The 20,351-nt window shown below is 37.3% G+C and carries 17 protein-coding genes; 11 read left to right on the top strand and 6 right to left on the bottom strand.

Going from position 1 to position 20,351, the window contains the following annotated elements; translation table 11 throughout:
- Positions 1 to 78: 78 nt before the first annotated feature.
- Positions 79 to 1,929: a transglycosylase domain-containing protein gene (locus ACQKNX_RS21815; protein ID WP_427430654.1), complete on the bottom strand. Its 1,851-nt coding sequence runs from the start codon at positions 1,927 to 1,929 to the stop codon at positions 79 to 81.
- Positions 1,930 to 2,276: 347 nt separating this feature from the next.
- Here ACQKNX_RS21815 and ACQKNX_RS21810 point away from each other — a divergent pair, with 347 nt between their 5' ends.
- Together ACQKNX_RS21810 and ACQKNX_RS21805 are read left to right on the top strand one after the other, a co-directional pair.
- Positions 2,277 to 2,864 carry a peptidylprolyl isomerase gene (locus ACQKNX_RS21810; protein WP_427430653.1) on the top strand — a complete coding sequence of 196 codons (588 nt, stop codon included), beginning with the start codon at positions 2,277 to 2,279 and terminating at the stop codon, positions 2,862 to 2,864.
- A 24-nt stretch (positions 2,865 to 2,888) separates the two neighbouring features.
- On the top strand, positions 2,889 to 3,101 hold the full coding sequence (locus ACQKNX_RS21805) for a hypothetical protein (RefSeq protein WP_427430652.1): 213 nt from the start codon (positions 2,889 to 2,891) through the stop codon (positions 3,099 to 3,101).
- Positions 3,102 to 3,277: 176 nt separating this feature from the next.
- Here the strand turns inward: ACQKNX_RS21805 and ACQKNX_RS21800 are convergent, their stop codons facing one another.
- A complete protein-coding gene (locus ACQKNX_RS21800) occupies positions 3,278 to 4,450 on the bottom strand; it encodes a MalY/PatB family protein (protein ID WP_427430651.1) in 1,173 nt (390 codons plus the stop codon).
- A gap of 73 nt (positions 4,451 to 4,523) precedes the next feature.
- Between ACQKNX_RS21800 and ACQKNX_RS21795 the strand changes: the two genes are divergently transcribed.
- A complete protein-coding gene (locus ACQKNX_RS21795) occupies positions 4,524 to 4,784 on the top strand; it encodes a DUF1871 family protein (RefSeq protein WP_401012602.1) in 261 nt (86 codons plus the stop codon).
- A 117-nt stretch (positions 4,785 to 4,901) separates the two neighbouring features.
- On the opposite strand, the gene ACQKNX_RS21790 is transcribed toward ACQKNX_RS21795, so the two are convergent.
- Entirely contained in the window at positions 4,902 to 6,239 is a 1,338-nt protein-coding gene (locus tag ACQKNX_RS21790) for a sodium-dependent transporter (RefSeq protein WP_427430650.1), read from the bottom strand.
- Between the two features lie 265 nt (positions 6,240 to 6,504).
- On the opposite strand from ACQKNX_RS21790, the gene ACQKNX_RS21785 reads away from it, so the two are divergent.
- From ACQKNX_RS21785 to yugI, 3 genes are all read left to right on the top strand, one after another.
- Positions 6,505 to 7,053: an RNA polymerase sigma factor gene (locus tag ACQKNX_RS21785; RefSeq protein ID WP_427430649.1), complete on the top strand. Its 549-nt coding sequence runs from the start codon at positions 6,505 to 6,507 to the stop codon at positions 7,051 to 7,053.
- Entirely contained in the window at positions 7,046 to 8,695 is a 1,650-nt protein-coding gene (locus ACQKNX_RS21780) for a hypothetical protein (RefSeq protein WP_427430648.1), read from the top strand. Before ACQKNX_RS21785 ends, ACQKNX_RS21780 begins: the two co-directional genes overlap by 8 nt.
- A gap of 88 nt (positions 8,696 to 8,783) precedes the next feature.
- Entirely contained in the window at positions 8,784 to 9,161 is a 378-nt protein-coding gene (gene yugI / locus ACQKNX_RS21775; protein ID WP_340822872.1) for a S1 domain-containing post-transcriptional regulator GSP13, read from the top strand.
- Positions 9,162 to 9,224: 63 nt separating this feature from the next.
- On the opposite strand, the gene ACQKNX_RS21770 is transcribed toward yugI, so the two are convergent.
- Positions 9,225 to 10,532: a sigma 54-interacting transcriptional regulator gene (locus ACQKNX_RS21770; RefSeq protein ID WP_427430647.1), complete on the bottom strand. Its 1,308-nt coding sequence runs from the start codon at positions 10,530 to 10,532 to the stop codon at positions 9,225 to 9,227.
- A gap of 148 nt (positions 10,533 to 10,680) precedes the next feature.
- Between ACQKNX_RS21770 and pruA the strand changes: the two genes are divergently transcribed.
- The 4 genes from pruA (at position 10,681) to ACQKNX_RS21750 (ending at position 16,597) form a co-directional block, all read left to right on the top strand.
- Positions 10,681 to 12,225, top strand: coding sequence for an L-glutamate gamma-semialdehyde dehydrogenase (pruA, locus tag ACQKNX_RS21765; protein ID WP_401012590.1), 1,545 nt, complete (start codon positions 10,681 to 10,683; stop codon positions 12,223 to 12,225).
- Positions 12,226 to 12,457: 232 nt separating this feature from the next.
- Positions 12,458 to 13,651: an ornithine--oxo-acid transaminase gene (locus ACQKNX_RS21760; protein ID WP_403054936.1), complete on the top strand. Its 1,194-nt coding sequence runs from the start codon at positions 12,458 to 12,460 to the stop codon at positions 13,649 to 13,651.
- An 83-nt stretch (positions 13,652 to 13,734) separates the two neighbouring features.
- The gene (locus ACQKNX_RS21755) at positions 13,735 to 14,979 is read left to right on the top strand and encodes a Glu/Leu/Phe/Val family dehydrogenase (RefSeq protein WP_427430646.1); all 1,245 of its coding nucleotides are present in this window, start codon (positions 13,735 to 13,737) and stop codon (positions 14,977 to 14,979) included.
- A 454-nt stretch (positions 14,980 to 15,433) separates the two neighbouring features.
- A complete protein-coding gene (locus ACQKNX_RS21750; RefSeq protein ID WP_427430645.1) occupies positions 15,434 to 16,597 on the top strand; it encodes an iron-containing alcohol dehydrogenase in 1,164 nt (387 codons plus the stop codon).
- Positions 16,598 to 17,297: 700 nt separating this feature from the next.
- Here the strand turns inward: ACQKNX_RS21750 and ACQKNX_RS21745 are convergent.
- Positions 17,298 to 18,290 (bottom strand): cation diffusion facilitator family transporter, encoded by a 993-nt coding sequence (locus tag ACQKNX_RS21745; RefSeq protein WP_427430644.1) that lies wholly within the window; start codon positions 18,288 to 18,290, stop codon positions 17,298 to 17,300.
- Between the two features lie 15 nt (positions 18,291 to 18,305).
- Positions 18,306 to 19,028, bottom strand: coding sequence for an MgtC/SapB family protein (locus tag ACQKNX_RS21740; RefSeq protein WP_427430643.1), 723 nt, complete (start codon positions 19,026 to 19,028; stop codon positions 18,306 to 18,308).
- A gap of 132 nt (positions 19,029 to 19,160) precedes the next feature.
- Here ACQKNX_RS21740 and ACQKNX_RS21735 point away from each other — a divergent pair, with 132 nt between their 5' ends.
- The gene (locus ACQKNX_RS21735) at positions 19,161 to 20,060 is read left to right on the top strand and encodes a DMT family transporter (RefSeq protein ID WP_427430642.1); all 900 of its coding nucleotides are present in this window, start codon (positions 19,161 to 19,163) and stop codon (positions 20,058 to 20,060) included.
- Positions 20,061 to 20,351: the final 291 nt, after the last annotated feature.

The following is a 20,351-nucleotide window of genomic DNA, read 5'->3' as shown; positions in this document are numbered from 1 at the left end:
GGTTGCGGCTTACGACGTGCCCGCGGAAAGCGAAGTGGGTTTTTACGCATAAGAAATCATTTTTTTTGCAAGGAGATATTACTCTAGTAAAACATTAAATAGCTTGTGATGGATTTTATACGCTTCTAGTTTTTCCATTGGTTGTGGCTTATCATAGCCAAGCCAGACAGCGGCTGTATACTGATCATTTAAACCAGCTAGCCAATAATCACGGTAATCATTTGTCGTACCTGTCTTAGCACCAACATAGTTACTATTATTATAAACACCTTGCCCTGTACCATTTGTTACAACTTCTGTAAGTAACTCTCGCATATATTTTACCGTTTTGGGTGACCATATTTGATCACGTTCCGTATCCCAGCTATATAGTACAGTGCCGTCATTGGCTGTCACCTTACGAATACTATGTGCAAGGACATATGAGCCGTCAATAAAGCTTGTGTAGGCATCTGCTAACTCTAGAGCCGTGACACCATATGTTAATCCACCCAATGATGCGGCATACGTATGATCCTTTGCAACGATGGAGCGGAAATGGAAACGATCAAGGTAACTAAATGCCGTCTCGACTCCAACAGCATTAAAAAGGCGAAGAGCAGAAGTATTATAACTATTACGGAATGCTGTTCGAATAGTCACATCCCCATATTTATACCCCCCATAGTTTTGAGGGCAAAAAGAGCCGACACAATAACTACCACCATTCACGATGGAATCGGGTGTATTTGTTGTCGTTTCAAAAAAAGGTGCATAGACAGCAAGTGGCTTAAATGCTGAACCTGGCTGTCTTGGTCCTTGAAAAGCTCGATGATAATCAAATTTCTCATAATTTTTACCGGCATATAGACTGATGATTTCACGAGAGGTGTTATTAATTACAGCTCCTGCTGCTTGAAGTTGGCCAGTTCCTAAAATAGCCGTCATTTGATTTTCATCATGATCCTGTTTAGTTGGATTAAGAGCCGTATAAATAGTTAAACCATTTTGGAACAAAGTATTGAGACGATTGTCTAATTGTCCTTGAATCGACTTTTTTTCTTCCTCACTTTGCGTGTTTTGAAGTCGATCAGTGTAGCCTTCCTTCTCAGCTACAAGCCAGCGTAGCTCTTGCAGAACGTAAGTGCTATACATGGGATAACTTTGCATCTTGTTTTTCACATTTAATATGACTGGTGCTGCTTTATAGGAAGCTGCATCTTCTTTTGTAATAGCACCACTAGCAGCTAGTGTATCGAGTAGCCGTTCCTGTCTTGCCTTTGTTTCATCAAAATTTTTTAATGGATTATAAAGCGATGGATTGTTTGGAATAGCAGAAATAAAAGCTATCTCAGCAATTGATAAATCTTGAATAGGTTTTTGGAAATAATAGGTAGCTGCACTCCCTATACCATACACTTGATTGCTAAAATAGGATTCATTTAAATACATAGTTAAAATAGCATCTTTATCGTATTTTTTTTCAAGCTCGTGGGCATAAAATAATTCCGTCAATTTTCGTTCGTACGTTTTTTCGTCAGACAAATAGCGCATTCGTACAAGCTGTTGGGTAATGGTACTGCCTCCTTGCGAAGTAGCATTGGCATTAGAGTTAGCGACAACGGCACGAATAATGGCACTAAGATCGAAGCCGATATGATCATAAAAGTCGGCATCCTCACTAGCAATAAAAATTTCCTGGGCAATTTGTGGAATTTCTTGCAGTGTTAAAGGCTGTCTCCATTCGACATATTCTTCGCTAAAGGTTTGACCGTCTTGATCTATTAATGTGACGGGAAGCTGAACCTGTACTTCAGGTACATCAATCGTTTCCTCGATTTGTTGTTCGTGGGCTTGGGCTGCAGTTAACTCTGATCGTATATTCGTACCAATCCACCAAATGGTAGGTAAACATAAAGTAATAATCATAAAACCAAAAACTTTTTTCATAAATGCCTCCAACTTTGAAAATAAGTCTTTCAACAGAATAGCATATTTTGGATGCATTCCAAATACTCGTTGAGACCTATTTACGTAATACAAAACTATAAAAAGAAATGGCAAAAGCAGCCTGTTTCTTCCACCATCGTTTTGGGTTATACTACCATAGGTACCAAACAGAAGTTTCTCCGTTATCAAAAGTATAATGGGCTGAACGATTGTAAAATTACAAAATTCGTCAATACTTAGGTGGAGAAAACGGCTAGGAAGTATGTTAGACTAATATGAGGTCAGAAATGATCTAGGATGATCATTTTCATTGAAACTGAAATTTTACATTTAAAGGAGAGACTCCAATGTTTCCACAATTAACAACAGAAGTACAAGAAGGCGAAGTACTAGTAGAAATGAAAACAACTTTAGGTGCGCTAAAAATTAAATTATTTCCAAAACAAGCACCAAAAACTGTTGAAAACTTCTTAGGGCATGCAAAATCAGGTTATTACGATGGAATCGTCTTCCACCGTGTTATTCAAGATTTCATGATTCAAGGCGGTGACCCAACTGGTACTGGTATGGGCGGTGAGTCAATTTGGGGTAACTCATTTGAAGATGAGTTTTCTGATGAATTATTTAACCTACGTGGTGCACTTTCAATGGCAAACGCTGGTCCAAATACAAATGGTTCTCAATTCTTTATCGTACAAATGAAACACCTTCCAAGTGATATGCTACGCCAACTTCAAGGTGCTGGTTTCCCAGAAGAAATTATTGAGGCATATGCTAAAAACGGTGGGACACCATGGTTAGACCATAAACACTCTGTATTCGGTCATGTTGTAGAGGGTATGGATATCGTTGATAAAATTGCTGATGTAGCAAAAGATAACCGCGATAAACCGCTTGAAGATGTTAAAATTGAGTCAATTACAGTTTTTGAATAATAATTGTAAGGACGTGTAGAAAATATGGAACATTTAATGTATCAATTTTTATATTTCCCTGAAGATAAAACAGCTTATATTCCAGCAGCTTTTGAATTTTTAATCATGCTTATTTTATGTATAGGTGTATTTATGATTTTCCGTAAAATCTCTAAAAAGCAGGAATTAAAATCTAAGGAAATCGAAACACGTGTTTTAGCTGAACGAAATAGCACAAACAATCAACAAAATGTATAAGAAAAAGGCACTCTGCGTAAGAGTGCCTTAGACTATAGCCAAACTTGAATTCAAGTTTGGCTATAGTTTTTTTTATGCGCACAACCACAATTGAGTGACTGGCACTAGCGTGTTTAATGCATAATACCCATTTTCTTTAGCGCGAAAAAATTCAGAATTGTTTGAGTGCCTGGCACTTACTGTGACAATGCTAGCTTAAAGCGAGCAACTGCATCTTTTACAGTATCAAATGAGCAGGCCACGTTCATACGTAGGAAGCCACGGCCTTCTTCACCATATTTTGAACCAGGATCTAATGCAAGCTTTCCAACTTCAAGCAATTGCTTCATTAACTCTTTTTCATCAATGCCTAATTGACGACAATCAATCCACAGCAAGTATGTGCCTTGAGGCTTTGTAATGTGTATGCCAGGCAATTGCGCTAACTCTTGAATGACATAATCCATATTATTAGAAATATAAAGAAGTAATTCTTCTAGCCACGCTAAACCTTCAGTGTAAGCCGCTTGCAGTGCAATAGGAGCAAAGCTGTTTAATGAGCCTTGACCACTCGCCATATTGACAGCCTCTAATTGAAGGCGTTTTTTCTTATCAGTGGCAATAATATATGAGACTTGGATGCCTGCAAGATTAAATGTTTTTGTCGGTGCCATACACGTGATCACACGATCGATTTCATCACCTGCAATTTTTGCAAGCGGTGTATGCTTGGCACCATCTAACATTAAATCAGCGTGGATTTCATCTGAAATAATTAGAACATCATACTTTGCACAAAGACGAATAATCTCTTTTAGTGTGGCTTCGTCCCATACATAACCACCTGGATTATGAGGGTTACACAATATGTAAGCTTTAATGTCTTGAGCAAGTGCTTGTTCGAATGCCTCAAAATCATAGACAAATGTCCCGTCTTGTTCTACTAACGGACAAGTTATCACTTCACGACCATTACTTTTTGGGATATTAAAAAATGGCGGATAGACAGGTGTTGAAATAAGCACCTTATCTCCTAGATTTGTCATTGCTGTTAGAATATTTGCTAATGCTGACACGACGCCGTGGCTAAAAGAAATGGAATCTTTTTCAATGTGCCAATTATAACGTTTATATTGCCAGTCTACTATCGACTGTTTTACTTCCTCACTTACAAAGCCATAACCGAAAATTGCATCCTCCGCATGTTTTTGTAATGCCTTTGAAACAGCTGATGGTGGAGCAAAGTCCATGTCTGCTATCCACATTGGTAATATTTCTGTAGTATCGTTTAGGCCATAAATTTTCTCCATTGCGTCCCATTTTACTGAGTTAGTATAGCGACGATTTAAAGTTTGATCGAAAATAGACAAGCAAATCACTCTTTTCTTTTTTTTTTACTATGGTATCATACCTATTAAGATTAAAGGATAATAGGTGAGTATTTTGGAAAATATAAAAATGAATCGAGCAGCCGTACATCTGCTAGCGGAGTGGGATCCTTTCCACATCGGTGCTGAGAATTATGATACAGAAACAGCAGATGTTGTTGCAGCATTACAAGGTATTGATGACCCATCTGCACTTGCAAAGGTCATTCAAGAAACTTACGAGCACTCGTTTGAGCAATGGATTCCAATTGAAGATTGCGTTGCCATTTCATACAAACTAATTGCCATTAAGTTTGAAGCAAAATGCATTATTTAATCGACATATAGTGTTTTTTTATTGGAAAGAGCGCAGGAGGCGAGCATGTATGCCGTAAGCTCTCTTTCCTTATAAAAGTGAGGTTGTCTTAAATACTTAGACAATCTCATTTTCTTATTAAAACAATGGTAAGATCCCTTGAATAAAAATAAGGAAAATCGCAATTGGTGATACGTAGCGAATTAACAAGTACCAAATGTTAAACATAAGACTTGAGGAAGCAAGCTCTTTTCGGGAAATATCTTTTGTGTAGTAATAGCCTGCAAAAATAGAAATCAGTAATGCACCAATTGGCATGCCGACACTATTTGTAATGAAGTCTACAAAATCAAAAATTGAACGATCTAAAATTTGTACGTCCGATAGAATTCCGAAAGATAAGGCACTCGGAATACCAAAGACGAAAATAATAATACCGCCAAGCCATGCAATTTTTTTACGCTTTTCAGGCTTGTCTCCAATGGCGATAGCTACTACAATTTCTAACATAGAAATTGAAGAAGTCACTGTAGCAAACAGTAAAAGAATAAAGAAAATTGTCAGGAATAGACCTCCGAGTGGCAATTGTTCGAAAACGGCAGGCAAAATAATAAAAACAAGCCCTGGCCCTTGGTCAGGTGTATAGCCTAGTGCGAACACGGCTGGGAAAATAACTAAACCTGCAAGTAGCGAAATAATAATATTCATAGAGGCTACATTGATGGCTGAATTACCAATCTTTTCGGTTTTCGGGAGATATGATGCGTACGTAATCATAACGGCAATACCGACACTTAGAGAGAAGAATGCTTGTCCGAGTGCTTTTAAAAATGTTTCAGCATTTAAGTAAGACCAGTCAGGTACAAACATAAATTTTACGCCTTCCATTGCACCATCAAGTGTTAAGGAACGGATAACTAACACAATGAAGAAAATGAATAATAGTGGCATCATCCACGTACTAGCTTTTTCAATCCCACCTTTAATGCCTCCCGATACAATGGCAATTGTTAAAAGTAAAAATAACCCTTGTACAAGAATAGCTTCAAATGGACTAGAGATGATATTGCTAAATAAATCCGCGTAATTGCCTTCAATCCCACTACTTGATAATTGAAACGTCAAGGAACGCCCTAAATAACTTAAAATCCAACCGCCAACTACACTATAGAAGGACAGTATTAAACCAGCAATAATCATGCCGCCCCATCCTATTAAAAACCACGGTTTTCCTGGCGCTTGTTCTTTGAACGACGTAACAGCATCCTTTTGCCCACGACGGCCAATCATAAATTCTGCAATTAACACCGGTAAGCCGATGAAAAATGTACATAAAATAAATAATAAAATAAATACACTTCCACCGTTCGTTCCCGCCATATACGGAAATTTCCAAATAGCTCCTAATCCAATAGCACTTCCGGCAGCAGCTAAAATAAAACCGATCTTTGATGTGAATTGATCTCTAGATGACACGAAAATATAGCCTCCTTATACTAAATTAATATTTTACCGCAAAAATGGCATAACACAAAGCAAATTTCTGAAAATTGATTATAAATACTTTTTTTAGCTACTTCTAAATGGGAATTAAAAGATTTCGTGCTAAAGTGTAATCTTAGCAGCGCAAAAGACCGATTCTATTGGTTTTATCAGCGCAAGACTAGGTGCTATCACCAATTCAGTTAAAATGTAACAATTAGAGAAAATAGGTCGTTACATATAAAAGGAGGGATAACGAGTGAATGAGTCCGAATTAATCGAACGAGCACAACAAGGTGATAAAGAAGCCTATATCGAACTAATTCGCATCCATCAGCGAACAGTAGAAAAATTTGCCTTTCAATGTGGCGTACATAGTAGTGATTTGGCGGATGTTGCGCAAGAAGTTTTTGTTAAGCTGTACCGCTTTTTACATCAATTTAAGCAGGATCGTTTTACTACATGGCTTTATAAAGTCACGCTCAATGCTACGCGTGATTATTATCGCAAGGAGCAACGGGAGCAGGCAAAGGAGGAGCTGTTAAATGCACAGCAACAAGATCATAGTCCCTCGGCTGAAAAGCACGTATTAAATTTTGAAGAGGATCGATTATTGCACAATAATATTCAAGCATTGGATGAAAAATACCGCTATCCACTTGTATTGTTTTACTTTCATGAATTGAAATATGAGGAAATTGCAGAGGTACTTGGTATTTCATTGTCGGCGGTCAAAGTGCGAATTTTACGCGCAAAGGAAAAGCTCAAAGTCTCTTTGACACAGGATGGGAGTGTTGAAAATGGATGACAAACAATTTGACAAACGCATGGCATTATTAAAAAAATCATACGACCGAATGGAACAAAAATTAAATCCAGCAGATGTTTTTAAGCAAATTGAAGAAGAAGAAGCACTCGCCAAGCAAACGATTGCCACACTAAAGAAGCCCTCCCCAAAATGGCAAAAGCCAGCAGTGTGGTTAGCGAGTATTGCAAGCGTATTACTAGTTGGTTTTTTAGTGACGCTCTATACAATGAAACAGCAAGAAAATAACCAAACTGAAGCTCCACAAAATATTCCTTTAAAAGAGGCTGAAGAGAAAGATGTAGTCGACTATATAACGAAAAAATATAATAGTCGAAAAGAGGATATAAGAAGAGAATTAAAAGTTTCGAAAGACGAACTGCAAGCATTTGAATTTATTCAAACGGCAGATACAATGTTAGATTTTTATATAGCAAATAATTTGCATTCGTCATCAATTGAGAGTGATAGTGCACAATATGTAGAAGAATACGTTTTATATTATTTAATGACTCCTAAAAGGGCTATAGAGACGATTAAAACATTTAACAATTTAACTTTTGATGAATCGTATGAGGTTTATAAGCAATACGTTATTTCTGTAGAAGAGTTGGAAAATTTTTATAGCAAGCTACTTGAACCGTATGAATCAATACTGAAGGAAGCTGATGAAAAGCAATATTCATCTAATTTACAAGCTATTATTGAAGCAGCAAATAATCAATATATGGAGCTGAAAATGGATGATAAAGGCGCGTTTTACTTTAAAGCAAATCCAGTCGATGGAGAATTTGCGCCACCTTATATCAATCAACTACATCCGGATGTTTTTGGATATTTTGAATATTTACAAACGGGTTATTTATTAGTAGTAGATGATTTACGCTATTCGCGAGAAGAGACAGCAAAATCACTTAAAATAATGGAACGTACTTTACTTGCAGATGTTAATGCCGGTTCTCCTAATTACAAGTTATTACAAGAAACCTTTAAAAATACGTGGGTGGCATTATTGCTAGGTACAAAACAATATCCTGCCGTAGCGGAAGATGGGCAACCTGATAAGGACTATATAACATTTTTACAGGAAGTAGCCAAAGGTAAGTATGGTGAGGTCATGAAAAAGAAAGCTGCCAATATCTTTAAGGAATTACAGCAAACTAATCATTCTGAAACATTAGCGCAACTTGCATCGTATGATATATGGACAATACTTTTACAGACACGGGAAGAAACAGCAGGTTATATTAACGATAGTGATTTTAGTATTGTTGATATGGATGATTCTCGTATTGAGCAAATTAAGGGAATATATGAGCAATACAAGCAAAATAACGATGTAGCTATATTAAATCAACTTCGCCCAATAAATATTGCTGCCCTTTATTTATATGCCATAACTATTGGCGATGAGTCTTTGCAAAAAACTTTATTAATGCCAGATTCCGAATTGAATATAAGTTTGTTGTTGCAAACAATGGAAAATCTAGAAATATTTAGTCAGCTAGGTGAATACGATGGGATTTATCCAATTGTAGCTGCACGCATTGCAATCAGTGAACAGGATAAGTACGGAAGGCAATTCCTAATAAAATTTTCGAAACAAGAGGAAGGCTATTATCGTATAACCGAGATCATTGATTAATGGGACGATTTTTTGCCCCAGATATTGACGTATGTTATAATTTAACGTGATATATACGTAGCAAACATATAGAAAGTGGGCAAAGGTTATGGCAAAAAAATATGAATTAGGAGACGTATTGACCGGAAAAGTTACAGGTATTCAACCGTACGGTGCGTTTGTAGCACTTGATGACGATACACAAGGGCTCGTGCATATTTCTGAAATTACGTACGGCTTTGTAAAAGACGTCAGTGAGTTTTTATCAGTAGGGCAAGAGGTTGAAGTGAAGGTACTTGAAATCGATGAAGCGGCCGAAAAAATTAGTTTATCGATCCGTGCCTTACAAGAGCGCCCAGCAGCAATAAGAAAAAAAGATGCGCCACCACGGAAATCTCTACAGGATCGTGTAGATGAATCCGATGCAAACGGCTTTAATTCCCTAAAAGATAAACTACAGGACTGGATCGAACAGTCAGGTCATTAAAAAACGAGGATGCTTCCATGTGAAGGCATCCTCGTTTTTTTATAAACATTTCAAGAATTAAGATTAGTCCTTTTTCATCTTCCGTATCCGATACTGCAAGTTTTGTCGGCTCATGCCAAGCGCACCAGCAGCCTTTGTTATATTACCCTCATATAGATTTAAGACATTTTGCACATAATAGGATTCGGCTTCCCGTAAATAAGCATCAAGAGGCATGACATCATTTTGCTGTTGGAACATGAAAAATTCAGGTTCGCGCTCAGATGTATCTTGGCTCTGCACCTTAAATCGAAAATGAACAGGGAGTAAATCGAACGTAACAGTCGATTCAGTTGTCATAAATGACACGATTTCATCAAGTAAGAGTTCGAGTTCTTTCAGATTTCCTGGCCAATCATATTGTAAGAATAATGCTTGGACATCAGGTGCTAGTTCTGTTACGTTTGATGCAAATCGCTCACGATGGCGACTAAAATAATCATCAACAAACGGTAAAATATCTTCTTTTCGGTCTGTTAAATTTGGAATAGTGATGGACATTGTTGCAAAGAAATAATACAAAGATTTTAAAAGTTTTTTTTCCGCTATAAGTGTAATCGGATCACTGCCGACACTGCCTATCAGCATATATTTTGATTGTGGAAGCGACTGTAATAATTCCAGTAATTGCTCCTGAACATGAAGGCTTAAAAAATCAATGCGTTCAAAGAAAAATGTATATGCTTTGTCATCCTGTAAAAGCTCCTGCATTTTATCTAGCACTGATTTCTCTGAACGTCGACTAAATAGTGTAACAAAAGCTTCTGGATCAGCTGATGCAGCGTGGTGAATCCCTTCAGCAACTAAATCCTTTCCTGTACCAGATTCCCCAATAAGCAAAATAGGTAATTTTACCGCTGCAGCTTTTTTAGAATTGGCGATAACTTGCTGCATTGTCTCTGAAACAGCGGTAATCATATCGAACGTCATCGGTTCACCATATCGACGGAGAGGTTGATACACTAATTTTTCTAAAGATGTTATATCACGTGCAAATTCAATTGCACCGATTAGTTGATTGTTTTTAAAAAGCGGAAATGTATCGTTAATCGTTGTAATTTCATGACCATTTTTATTCCAATAGGTTTGTTTCACATTCATTTCTTGTAAGCCTGTTTGTAATACCCGCATTAAAGTACTTTCATGTTGACGGAAGGAAAACAACTCAATAATTGAACGATCTGCTAATTCATCAAAATGAAATCCTTCAATTTCTTTCATTTTTGAATTATAGATAATTGTTTTACCTGTTACGTCAATCGCATGTATACCAACGGATACATTAGTTGCAATAAACTCATAAAAAGGTAATAAGGGTTCAGAATTTTTCATAAAATGTGCACCTCAAAAATTTTTTACTTGAAATATGCAACGAAATTTTGCATTATAATAAGTGTAAGAATATTTTATACGCAAAAAAAATTTGCGTCAATGTTTTTTGCACACTAAATTTTTACAGCTCACAAAAGGAGGATATAGTATGATTCCATACAAACACGAACCATTCACAGATTTTTCTCAAGAGGCAAACTACAACGCTTATTTAGAGGCATTAAATAAAGTTGAAGGCTATTTAGGTCAAGACTATCCACTAATTATTGGCGGAGAACGTATTACAACAGAAGATAAAATTGTTTCATATAACCCAGCAAAGAAAACAGAAGTAATTGGTCGCGTTTCAAAAGCAAGCAGAGAATTAGCTGAAAAAGCTATGCAAGCAGCAGATGAAACATTTAAAACTTGGAAAAAAGTAGACCCAGCAATTCGTGCTGACGTGCTATTCAAAGCAGCAGCAATTATCCGTCGCCGTAAACATGAATTCTCAGCACTTTTAACAAAAGAAGCTGGTAAACCTTGGAATGAAGCAGATGCTGATACAGCAGAAGCAATTGACTTCCTTGAATACTATGGTCGCCAAATGTTACGTATTAAAGACGGCCAACCAGTAGAAAGCCGTCCAGGCGAATACAATCGTTATGATTATATTCCATTAGGTATTGGTATTGTCATTTCACCATGGAACTTCCCGTTCGCTATTATGGCTGGTACTACAGTAGCAGCTTTAGTAACAGGGAACACAGTATTATTAAAACCAGCTTCAACAACACCAGTTGTTGCTTATAAATTTATCGAAGTTTTAGAAGAAGCGGGATTACCGGCAGGTGCAGTGAACTATGTACCAGGTTCAGGTGCAGAAGTTGGGGATTATTTAGTTGATCATCCGAAAACACGCTTCATCAGCTTCACAGGTTCTCGTGATGTAGGCTTACGTATTAACCAACGTGCAGCAACACATAACGATGGTCAAATTTGGATTAAACGTGTTATCGCTGAAATGGGCGGTAAAGATACAATTGTTGTCGATAAAGAAGCAGATTTAGAGCTTGCGGCACAATCAATCGTAAAATCAGCTTTCGGCTTCTCAGGTCAAAAATGTTCAGCATGTTCTCGTGCCGTTATCGTAGAAGATGTTTACGATACAGTTGTTAACCGTGTAGCTGAGCTTACTAATGCGTTAACAGTTGGTGACCCAGCTGACAACAGCAACTTCATGGCTACAGTAATTGACCAAGCAGCATTCAATAAAATTACTGAATACATTGAAATTGGTAAAGGAGAAGGTCGCCTTGTAGCAGGTGGTACAGCTGATGATTCAGTTGGTTACTTCGTCAATCCAACAGTATTCGCTGACGTAGATCGTTCTGCTCGTATTATGAAAGAAGAGATTTTCGGACCAGTTGTAGCAATTGCGAAAGCAAAAGATTTCGATGAAGCAATCGAAATTGCAAACGACACAGAATACGGCTTAACAGGTGCGGTTATTACTAACAACCGTATGAACTTAGAAAAAGCTCGTGAAGATTTCCATGTTGGTAACTTATACTTCAACCGTGGTTGTACAGGTGCTATCGTTGGTTACCAACCATTTGGTGGCTTCAACATGTCAGGTACTGACTCAAAAGCTGGTGGCCCTGACTACCTACAACTTCATATGCAAGCAAAAACAACTTCAGAAATGCTTTAATTTTTACTGATTTGTGTGGCGCAAAACCACATGTTCAAAGATGGGCTGTTTAAATAAGAAGAAAAAGCTAGCAACGCCTCGTACGTAGATAGTAATACCTACGAGGTGTGCAGCTTAATTAATAGGTGACCAATTTTTTGTTTTGTTTCTATTAAATAGCTCTTTTATCAGATCTTATAAACCGTCCTATCTTTATAGATTTTCATTTTAGTTAGTAGGGAGAGAATGCTATATGTCAAAATCACAACAAGTTATTGAACAAACACAAAATTACGGTGCTGCAAACTATCATCCACTGCCAATCGTTATTGCAGAGGCTGAAGGTGCTTGGGTTAAAGATCCAGAAGGAAACAAATATTTAGATATGTTATCAGCATATTCTGCAGTGAATCAGGGGCATCGCCATCCGAAAATTATTGCTGCATTAAAAGAACAAGCTGATAAAGTAACTTTAACTTCTCGTGCATTTTACAGTGAAAACTTAGGTGAATGGTATGAGCTAGTAGGGAAATTAACAAATAAACAAATGGTTTTACCTATGAATACAGGCGCAGAAGCAGTAGAAACTGCATTTAAAGCTGCTCGTCGTTGGGCTTATGATGTAAAAGGTGTAGAAGAAGGTAAAGCAGAGCTTATCGCTTGTAACGGAAACTTCCATGGACGTACGATGCTAGCTGTATCTTTATCATCTGATGAAGAATACCGTCGTGGTTTCGGACCAATGTTACCAAATATTAAACTTATTGATTACGGTAATTTAGAAGCATTAAAAGCTGCAATTACTCCAAATACAGCAGCATTTTTAATTGAGCCAATCCAAGGTGAAGCTGGTATTGTTATTCCACCAGAAGGCTTCTTAAAAGCTGCACGTGAATTATGCCGTGAAAATAATGTTTTATTCATTGCGGATGAAATTCAAGCTGGTTTAGCTCGTACAGGTAAAATGTTTGCATGTGATTGGGAAGAAGTAGAGCCTGATATGTACATTTTAGGTAAAGCATTAGGTGGCGGTGTATTCCCAATTTCTTGTGTTGCTGCTAATCGTGAAATTTTAGGTGTCTTCAATCCAGGTTCTCACGGTTCAACTTTCGGAGGAAATCCTTTAGCATGTGCTGTTTCTATCGCATCTATTAAAGTATTATTAGATGAAAAATTAGCAGAGCGCTCACAACAACTTGGTGAATATTTCAAAGGTAAATTACGTGAAATTAACAACCCAGTGATTAAAGACGTTCGTGGTCGTGGTTTATTCATCGGTATGGAGCTAACAGAAGCTGCACGTCCATATTGTGAAAAACTAAAAGAATTAGGTTTATTATGTAAAGAAACACATGATACTGTAATTCGTTTTGCTCCACCATTAGTTATTTCTCAAGAAGATTTAGATTGGTCTATTGCTCAAATTGAAAAAGTATTTAAACTTTAACAAAATGTTCACATTTTAATTCAGAAGTGTGTTACAATGATGCCGATATACAATCATTAAAAAAAACAAAGAGGCGATTTAAAATGTCTGAAAACTTAAATCTGTTCACATCAACTCAAGATGTTATTCAAGAAGCTCTTAATAAACTAGGCTATGACGAAGCAATGTATGAACTACTAAAAGAGCCGCTTCGTATGCTGCAAGTCCGCATTCCAGTTAAAATGGATGATGGAACTACAAAAGTATTTACTGGTTACCGTGCACAACATAATGATGCAGTAGGACCAACTAAAGGTGGAGTACGTTTCCATCCAGCTGTTTCCGAAGAGGAAGTTAAAGCGCTTTCAATGTGGATGACATTGAAATGTGGAATTGTAGATCTACCATACGGCGGAGGTAAGGGCGGTGTCATCTGTGACCCACGTCAAATGTCTATGGGTGAAATCGAACGTCTAAGCCGTGGTTATGTTCGTGCGGTTAGTCAAATCGTTGGACCAACAAAAGATATTCCTGCTCCAGACGTATTTACGAATGCACAAATTATGGCATGGATGATGGATGAATATAGTCGTATGGACGAATTCAACTCTCCAGGTTTCATCACAGGTAAGCCACTTGTTCTTGGCGGTTCTCAAGGTCGCGACCGTGCAACTGCTCAAGGTGTAACAATCGTTATCGAAGAAGCTGCGAAAAAACGTGGTATCGACATTAAAGGCGCTCGCGTTGTCATCCAAGGTTTTGGTAACGCAGGTAGTTTCTTAGCTAAATTCATGAATGATTTAGGTGCTAAAGTAATTGGTATTTCAGATGCATATGGTGCACTTCATGATCCAGAAGGTTTAGATATCGACTACTTATTAGATCGTCGTGATAGCTTCGGAACAGTAACAACATTATTTGAAAACACAATTTCAAATAAAGATCTTTTAGAGCTTGATTGTGATATTTTAGTTCCAGCTGCAATTGAAAACCAAATTACTGCAGACAATGCGCATAATATTAAAGCAAACATTGTTGTTGAAGCAGCAAATGGTCCAACAACAACAGAAGCGACTAAAATTTTAACAGAGCGTGGCATTTTACTTGTACCAGACGTATTAGCATCTGCTGGTGGTGTTACAGTTTCTTACTTCGAATGGGTACAAAATAACCAAGGTTATTACTGGACAGAAGAAGAAGTAGAAGAACGCCTTTACAAAAAAATGGTTGAAGCATTTGACAATGTATATACAACAGCGACTACACGTAATATCAATATGCGCTTAGCAGCATATATGGTTGGTGTACGCCGTACTGCAGAAGCATCTCGCTTCCGTGGCTGGGTTTAATCAATAGATATTTAATAAGAAGACATTCCTAATTAGGGATGTCTTTTTTTATTGACTGCGGTTGATTTGTGCTCTGGGCTGCAACCTTAATTGTTTGAGTGCCTGGCACTAAGTAGTCGGCTCCTAAAACGTAAAAATCCACTACGCTTTCCGTATGGGTAAAGTGTAAACCGCACCCCCTCGCAGTCGCTCGGTTTGTTGCATCTTACAACTTGTGCTGTTCCCGCAGGAGTCTACGTGGATTTTTACTTGGATAGTCATAAAATGCATAATTAGCCTGATGAATTGTTTGAGTGCCAGGCACTCACCCCTCGCCCTCTGTATGAAGCAGTAAAATGCCTGATGCTATTAGTTGACACTCTGGTATTCTCCTATGTTTTGCATTTTTAGGTTTTAAATCTTTGCTTTCTTCATTGTAATTATGAGAAAATCCAACTAGAAAGGGGCGAATTCAATGGATTCATTTACATTTTATAACCCAGTGAAATTACACTTTGGTGAAGATGCACTGGAAAAATTACCGAAAGAGTTAGAGCAATATGGTAGCAAAGTGCTAGTAGTTTATGGTGGGGGAAGTATAAAGAGTAACGGCGTGTACAATGCTGTTATTGAAAAGCTACAACAAACGGATAAAACGGTATTTGAATTGAGTGGCGTAGAGCCTAATCCTCGTGTAGAAACAGCGCGAATTGGCATTGATATTTGTAAAAAAGAAGGCATTGATCTTGTTCTAGCTGTTGGTGGTGGCTCAGTCATTGACTGTTCTAAATTAATTGTTGCCGGTGCTAAATATGATGGCGACGCATGGGATATTGTTAAACGAAAAGTATTAATTCAAGATGCCTTACCACTTGGAACTGTTTTAACATTAGCTGCTACAGGCTCTGAAATGAATTCAGGCTCTGTTATTACAAATGCGGCAACTGAAGAAAAGTTAGGTTGGGGAAGTCTTGCTACGTTCCCTAAATTTTCTATTTTAAATCCAGCTTACACAGTGTCAGTACCGAAAAACCATACAGTTTACGGTATGGTCGATATGATGTCTCATGTTTTCGAGCAATATTTCCACAACACGACGAATACGCCAGTTACAGATGAAATGTGTGAGGGTGTTTTACGAACTGTTATAATGACAGCACCTAAATTACTAAAAGATTTAGAGGATATTTCATTGCGTGAAACAATATTGCTAGCAGGGACGATTGGTTTAAATGGTTTCCTATCAATCGGCTCTCGTGGAGATTGGGCATCACATAATATCGAACATGCTGTATCGGCAATTTACGATATTCCGCATGCTGGCGGTTTAGCAATATTACAGCCTCATTGGATGCGACTAAATGTGTCGGTAAATCCAGAACGTTTTGCAGGTTTAGCAACTCGCGTTTTCGGTGTTGATGCGACAGGAAAAACAGCAGAAGAAATTGCTTATGAAGGAATTGATCGTTTATCTGCATTTTGGACTTCCTTGGATGCACCAAGCCGTCTAGCTGATTATGATATTGATGATTCGAAATTTGACCAAATCATTGAGCATGCAATGCAAAATGGACCTTTTGGTAACTTTAATAAGCTACACGAAGATGATGTTCGTACAATTTTACAAAACGCGTTATAGGTATACGATAAAAAAGCCAATTGCCTGCATAGGCAATTGGCTTCAGCTTGTCGACAAAAGGGATTAAGAATAGAAATCTTAATCCCTTTTGTTATTTTTATTGTATAAATGGGTTCTTGCTTTCGCCTTGCCATACTCTTCGAGCATCCCCTTGCCATGTCCAAGTAGCAATAATAGTAGACTGCTAGTAATACATATAAAGTTGATTGGAGTGGAGGACGGGCGACTCCTGTGGGAACCCACAGTAAGTAAGACGCAACAGACTGCGCGTTAGCGAGGTTGCGGCTTACGATATGCCCGCGGAAAGCGCCCGTTCGTAGCGGAAATCAACGACAGTAGACCTCTAAATTTATTTAATGATTAAAGCAGACGACTATCCTATATAATCATAAGTGCGATAATTGTACTGTATTTTCACTTTTTCCTTTGAAAGAGCGTGTTGACGCTAGTTGATTGGAGTGGAGGGCGGGCGACTCCTGCAGGAACAGCGCAAAACGTAAGACGCAACAAACCGCGCGTTAGCGAGGGTTGCGGCTTACGATGTGCCCGCGGAAAGCGCCCGCCCGTAGCGGAAATCAACGGCAGTAGTCATCACATCTATATTAATTTTAAATAAAAAAAGGACTATAGACAAACTAGAAAATCTTCGAGTTTGTCTATAGTCTGAAGCCAATTCCTGCATAGGCAATTGGCTTTTCTTCTATTGTTTGTTATAGGCGGTTGATGGTCGTTCGCCGACGTGTACCCAGTTTGCTTTTCCGTCATCTTCATCAAATAATATGGCTACTTTGGAGACACCTTTTTGACTTAGAATAACTTCTGTTAAATGATCACGGACATCATCTAGAAATGCAAGTGATAAATTAGCATCAGCTTCAGCGACTAATTCAACGTGTAAAAATTCGCCTTCTTTTACAACCTCTAAGCGTACAATATCTTTAATGTTAGGATCATCCATTACGAGATGGGCGATATGATTGAGCATTTCTTCATCTGTTTCACCAATAACACCGCGTGCGTTATCTAAGAAAACCTTTCCAACTACATAAAACATCATACAGCCAATAATGATTGAAACAAGTCCTTCAATTCTTGTCCAACCTGTAAAGTGCGCAATTAAGATAGCGACAAAAGCTAAAAAATTACCACCAGTTGCTACTAAATCTTCCATAAAGACTAATTTTGTTGCTGGTTTTGCACGATTTAAAAATCCGAATGCTTTTGGAATAGACCTCATACCAGCTTTTTCTTGCCCTGCTTCGTGAAGTACTTCTACTGCGGCTTTTGCCAGAACTGTTCCTTCTAACACAATCCCTATTAATAAAACACCAAGTGCAATAAGCATTCCTTTTGATTCACCTGAAGGATGCATAAAATGATGCCAGCCTTCTTTTATCGTCTCATAGGAAAGGATAGCTACAATAATAACGGCAAACAGGCAAACTAGGTTGACTATTCGACCAAAGCCTCCAGGGAATTTTTTTGTAGGTGCTTTTTTTGATAACGCTGAACCAATATATACGAATAGTTGGTTTGCTGCATCTCCAAGCGAATGCATCATTTCGGCAAACATAGCGACATTTCCGGTGAAGAAGAAGGCAATACCTTTTATAATTCCTAAAAATGCGTTTACAATTGCTGCAATTAAGGAAGGCTTATTACCTTCTTTTAATAGTTTTAATATTTCTGTCATTAGAGAATCCTCCAGCTAGTTTAAAATTTCCATTTCGATTTTTTCAATATAAGGTAAGGTACGTAATGAACGATAAAACGACAGTAAGTTATCTGAGACAATTAAAGATAAACGGAAATCTAATTCGTGTAACACTTGATTATTGCCTAAAGGAATGTCTTTTATACGAATGTTTTCAATCACAATATTGTTGTCTTTTAAAAATAGAAGGAACGTTTCTGTATTTCCATCATCATCAATCTGAATTTTTAGTGATACTTCTCGCATACGAATTCTCTTCGGTCCAATTTTCATAAGAAATGGAGACAATACTTCGATACCGAAAACAATAATAATAACAGCCATTGTAGCATCCATATAGAAGCCTGCACCAACAGCAATCCCGATACCAGCAGCTCCCCATATCATAGCGGCAGTAGTTAAACCCGAAATGCTATCATTACCGCGTCTTAAAATGACTCCTGCTCCAAGAAATCCGATGCCGCTTACTACTTGGGCTGCCAGACGTAGAGGATCCATAGTTATGTTAATTTCTGCTCTTGGAGGTGTTGAGTATGCGGTCTCAATCGAAATAATTGTAAGTAAGCAGCTGAATGTAGCAATAACTAAACTAGTCTTTAATCCAACAGGTTTCTTTTTTAATTCCCTTTCAATTCCGATTACTAAACTTAATGTGGCTGCAATCACTAATTTTATGCCAACTTCATATGTAATCATATTCTCCAATAATGTTTCCAAACGCACCCCTCCATTTATATTTCGTATTGCTAAGAGATATGCAAGCTGTCATTATTATATGTACATTACTTTTTTGTATTGTACATCATGGAAGTTATGATGTATAAGCTTTTTTTCTGGAGGTCGATTTCAATGAATGAACCAAAGATTCATCCGTATATCCCAATTTTTATTGGAGTCATTTCAGTATCTTTATCAGCTATTTTTGTAAAATTAGCTAATGCGGAGTCGGGTGTTATTGCTTTTTATCGTATGTTGTTTTCTGTCATAATCATGGCACCGTTATTTTTCATGAAATATACAAAAGAATTAAAGCAGCTATCTAACAGGGATTGGCTTTTTTCTTCAATTGCGGGGGTATTTTTAGCATTTCACTTTATTTTATGGTTTGAATCACTAAATTACACATCTGTTGCAAGTTCAACTGTGCTAGTGACTCTTCAACCACTTTTTGCTTTTGTTGGTACATACTTTTTCTTTAAAGAGTCTATTACTTTAAAAACCATTTTGGCAGGGGCAATTGCCATAGTTGGAAGTGTATTAATTAGCTGGGGAGATTTTAAGCTTAGTGGATCTGCTTTCTATGGAGATATGCTTGCACTAATTGCTTGTGCACTTATTACAACCTATCTTTTATTTGGCCAGGATGTACGAAAACGACTTTCTCTTGTGACATATACAATGATAGTTTACGTAGTGAGCACGATTACGTTGTTTTTCTATGTACTAATTAAAGGAGAATCATTCGGTCCTTATTCTTCAATGGATTGGATATGGTTTATTTTATTAGCCATTGTCCCAAATTTATTAGGCCATACTTTATTTAATTGGTCCATTAAATATGTTAGTACAAATGTTATATCAATTGCTATTCTATTCGAACCAATTGGAGCTGCTGTTTTAGCTCTTGTTATTTTTAAAGAGTATTTAATCGCTACACAAATCATCGGTGGATTAGTTGTAATAGTAGGGATTTTATTATTTGTAGTGGACGACAAAAAGATTTTAAAGTTTTTTAAGAAAAAAGCTTGATTTTTATATTGCGATATTATATATTATTACTTGTCCTTAACAAGAAGGACGGCTTGAAAATAACAATATTAAAAAGTTGTTGACTTCTTGTTGAAAACAAGTTAGACTAATAAAGTCGCTGAAAACAAGCGACAACAAAATGAACCTTGAAAACTGAACAAGCAAAACGTAATCAATATAGTTTCTATTAGCTAATTTCGTTAGTGAACGAAACAAAATTTTGGACATCAAAATTGATGCCAGCAAAACAATTTGAGCTAATCAAATTTCTTTTATGGAGAGTTTGATCCT

It is taken from the genome of Lysinibacillus sp. NPDC093712 (assembly GCF_050280025.1).
Classification (GTDB): domain Bacteria; phylum Bacillota; class Bacilli; order Bacillales_A; family Planococcaceae; genus Lysinibacillus.
Note: the sequence above shows the minus strand (reverse complement) of the source record. Positions and strands in the feature narration are given on the sequence as shown.

Bases quoted from the DNA above. Each gene is read 5' to 3' on its own strand.
- ACQKNX_RS21760 (WP_403054936.1), top strand. From the start codon at position 12,458: ATGTCAAAATCACAACAAGTTATTGAACAAACACAAAATTACGGTGCT.
- yugI (WP_340822872.1), top strand. From the start codon at position 8,784: ATGGCAAAAAAATATGAATTAGGAGACGTATTGACCGGAAAAGTTACA.
- ACQKNX_RS21780 (WP_427430648.1), top strand. From the start codon at position 7,046: ATGGATGACAAACAATTTGACAAACGCATGGCATTATTAAAAAAATCA.
- ACQKNX_RS21815 (WP_427430654.1), bottom strand. From the start codon at position 1,929: ATGAAAAAAGTTTTTGGTTTTATGATTATTACTTTATGTTTACCTACC.
- ACQKNX_RS21735 (WP_427430642.1), top strand. From the start codon at position 19,161: ATGAATGAACCAAAGATTCATCCGTATATCCCAATTTTTATTGGAGTC.
- ACQKNX_RS21750 (WP_427430645.1), top strand. From the start codon at position 15,434: ATGGATTCATTTACATTTTATAACCCAGTGAAATTACACTTTGGTGAA.
- ACQKNX_RS21805 (WP_427430652.1), top strand. From the start codon at position 2,889: ATGGAACATTTAATGTATCAATTTTTATATTTCCCTGAAGATAAAACA.
- ACQKNX_RS21745 (WP_427430644.1), bottom strand. From the start codon at position 18,290: ATGACAGAAATATTAAAACTATTAAAAGAAGGTAATAAGCCTTCCTTA.
- ACQKNX_RS21755 (WP_427430646.1), top strand. From the start codon at position 13,735: ATGTCTGAAAACTTAAATCTGTTCACATCAACTCAAGATGTTATTCAA.
- ACQKNX_RS21770 (WP_427430647.1), bottom strand. From the start codon at position 10,532: ATGAAAAATTCTGAACCCTTATTACCTTTTTATGAGTTTATTGCAACT.
- ACQKNX_RS21810 (WP_427430653.1), top strand. From the start codon at position 2,277: ATGTTTCCACAATTAACAACAGAAGTACAAGAAGGCGAAGTACTAGTA.
- pruA (WP_401012590.1), top strand. From the start codon at position 10,681: ATGATTCCATACAAACACGAACCATTCACAGATTTTTCTCAAGAGGCA.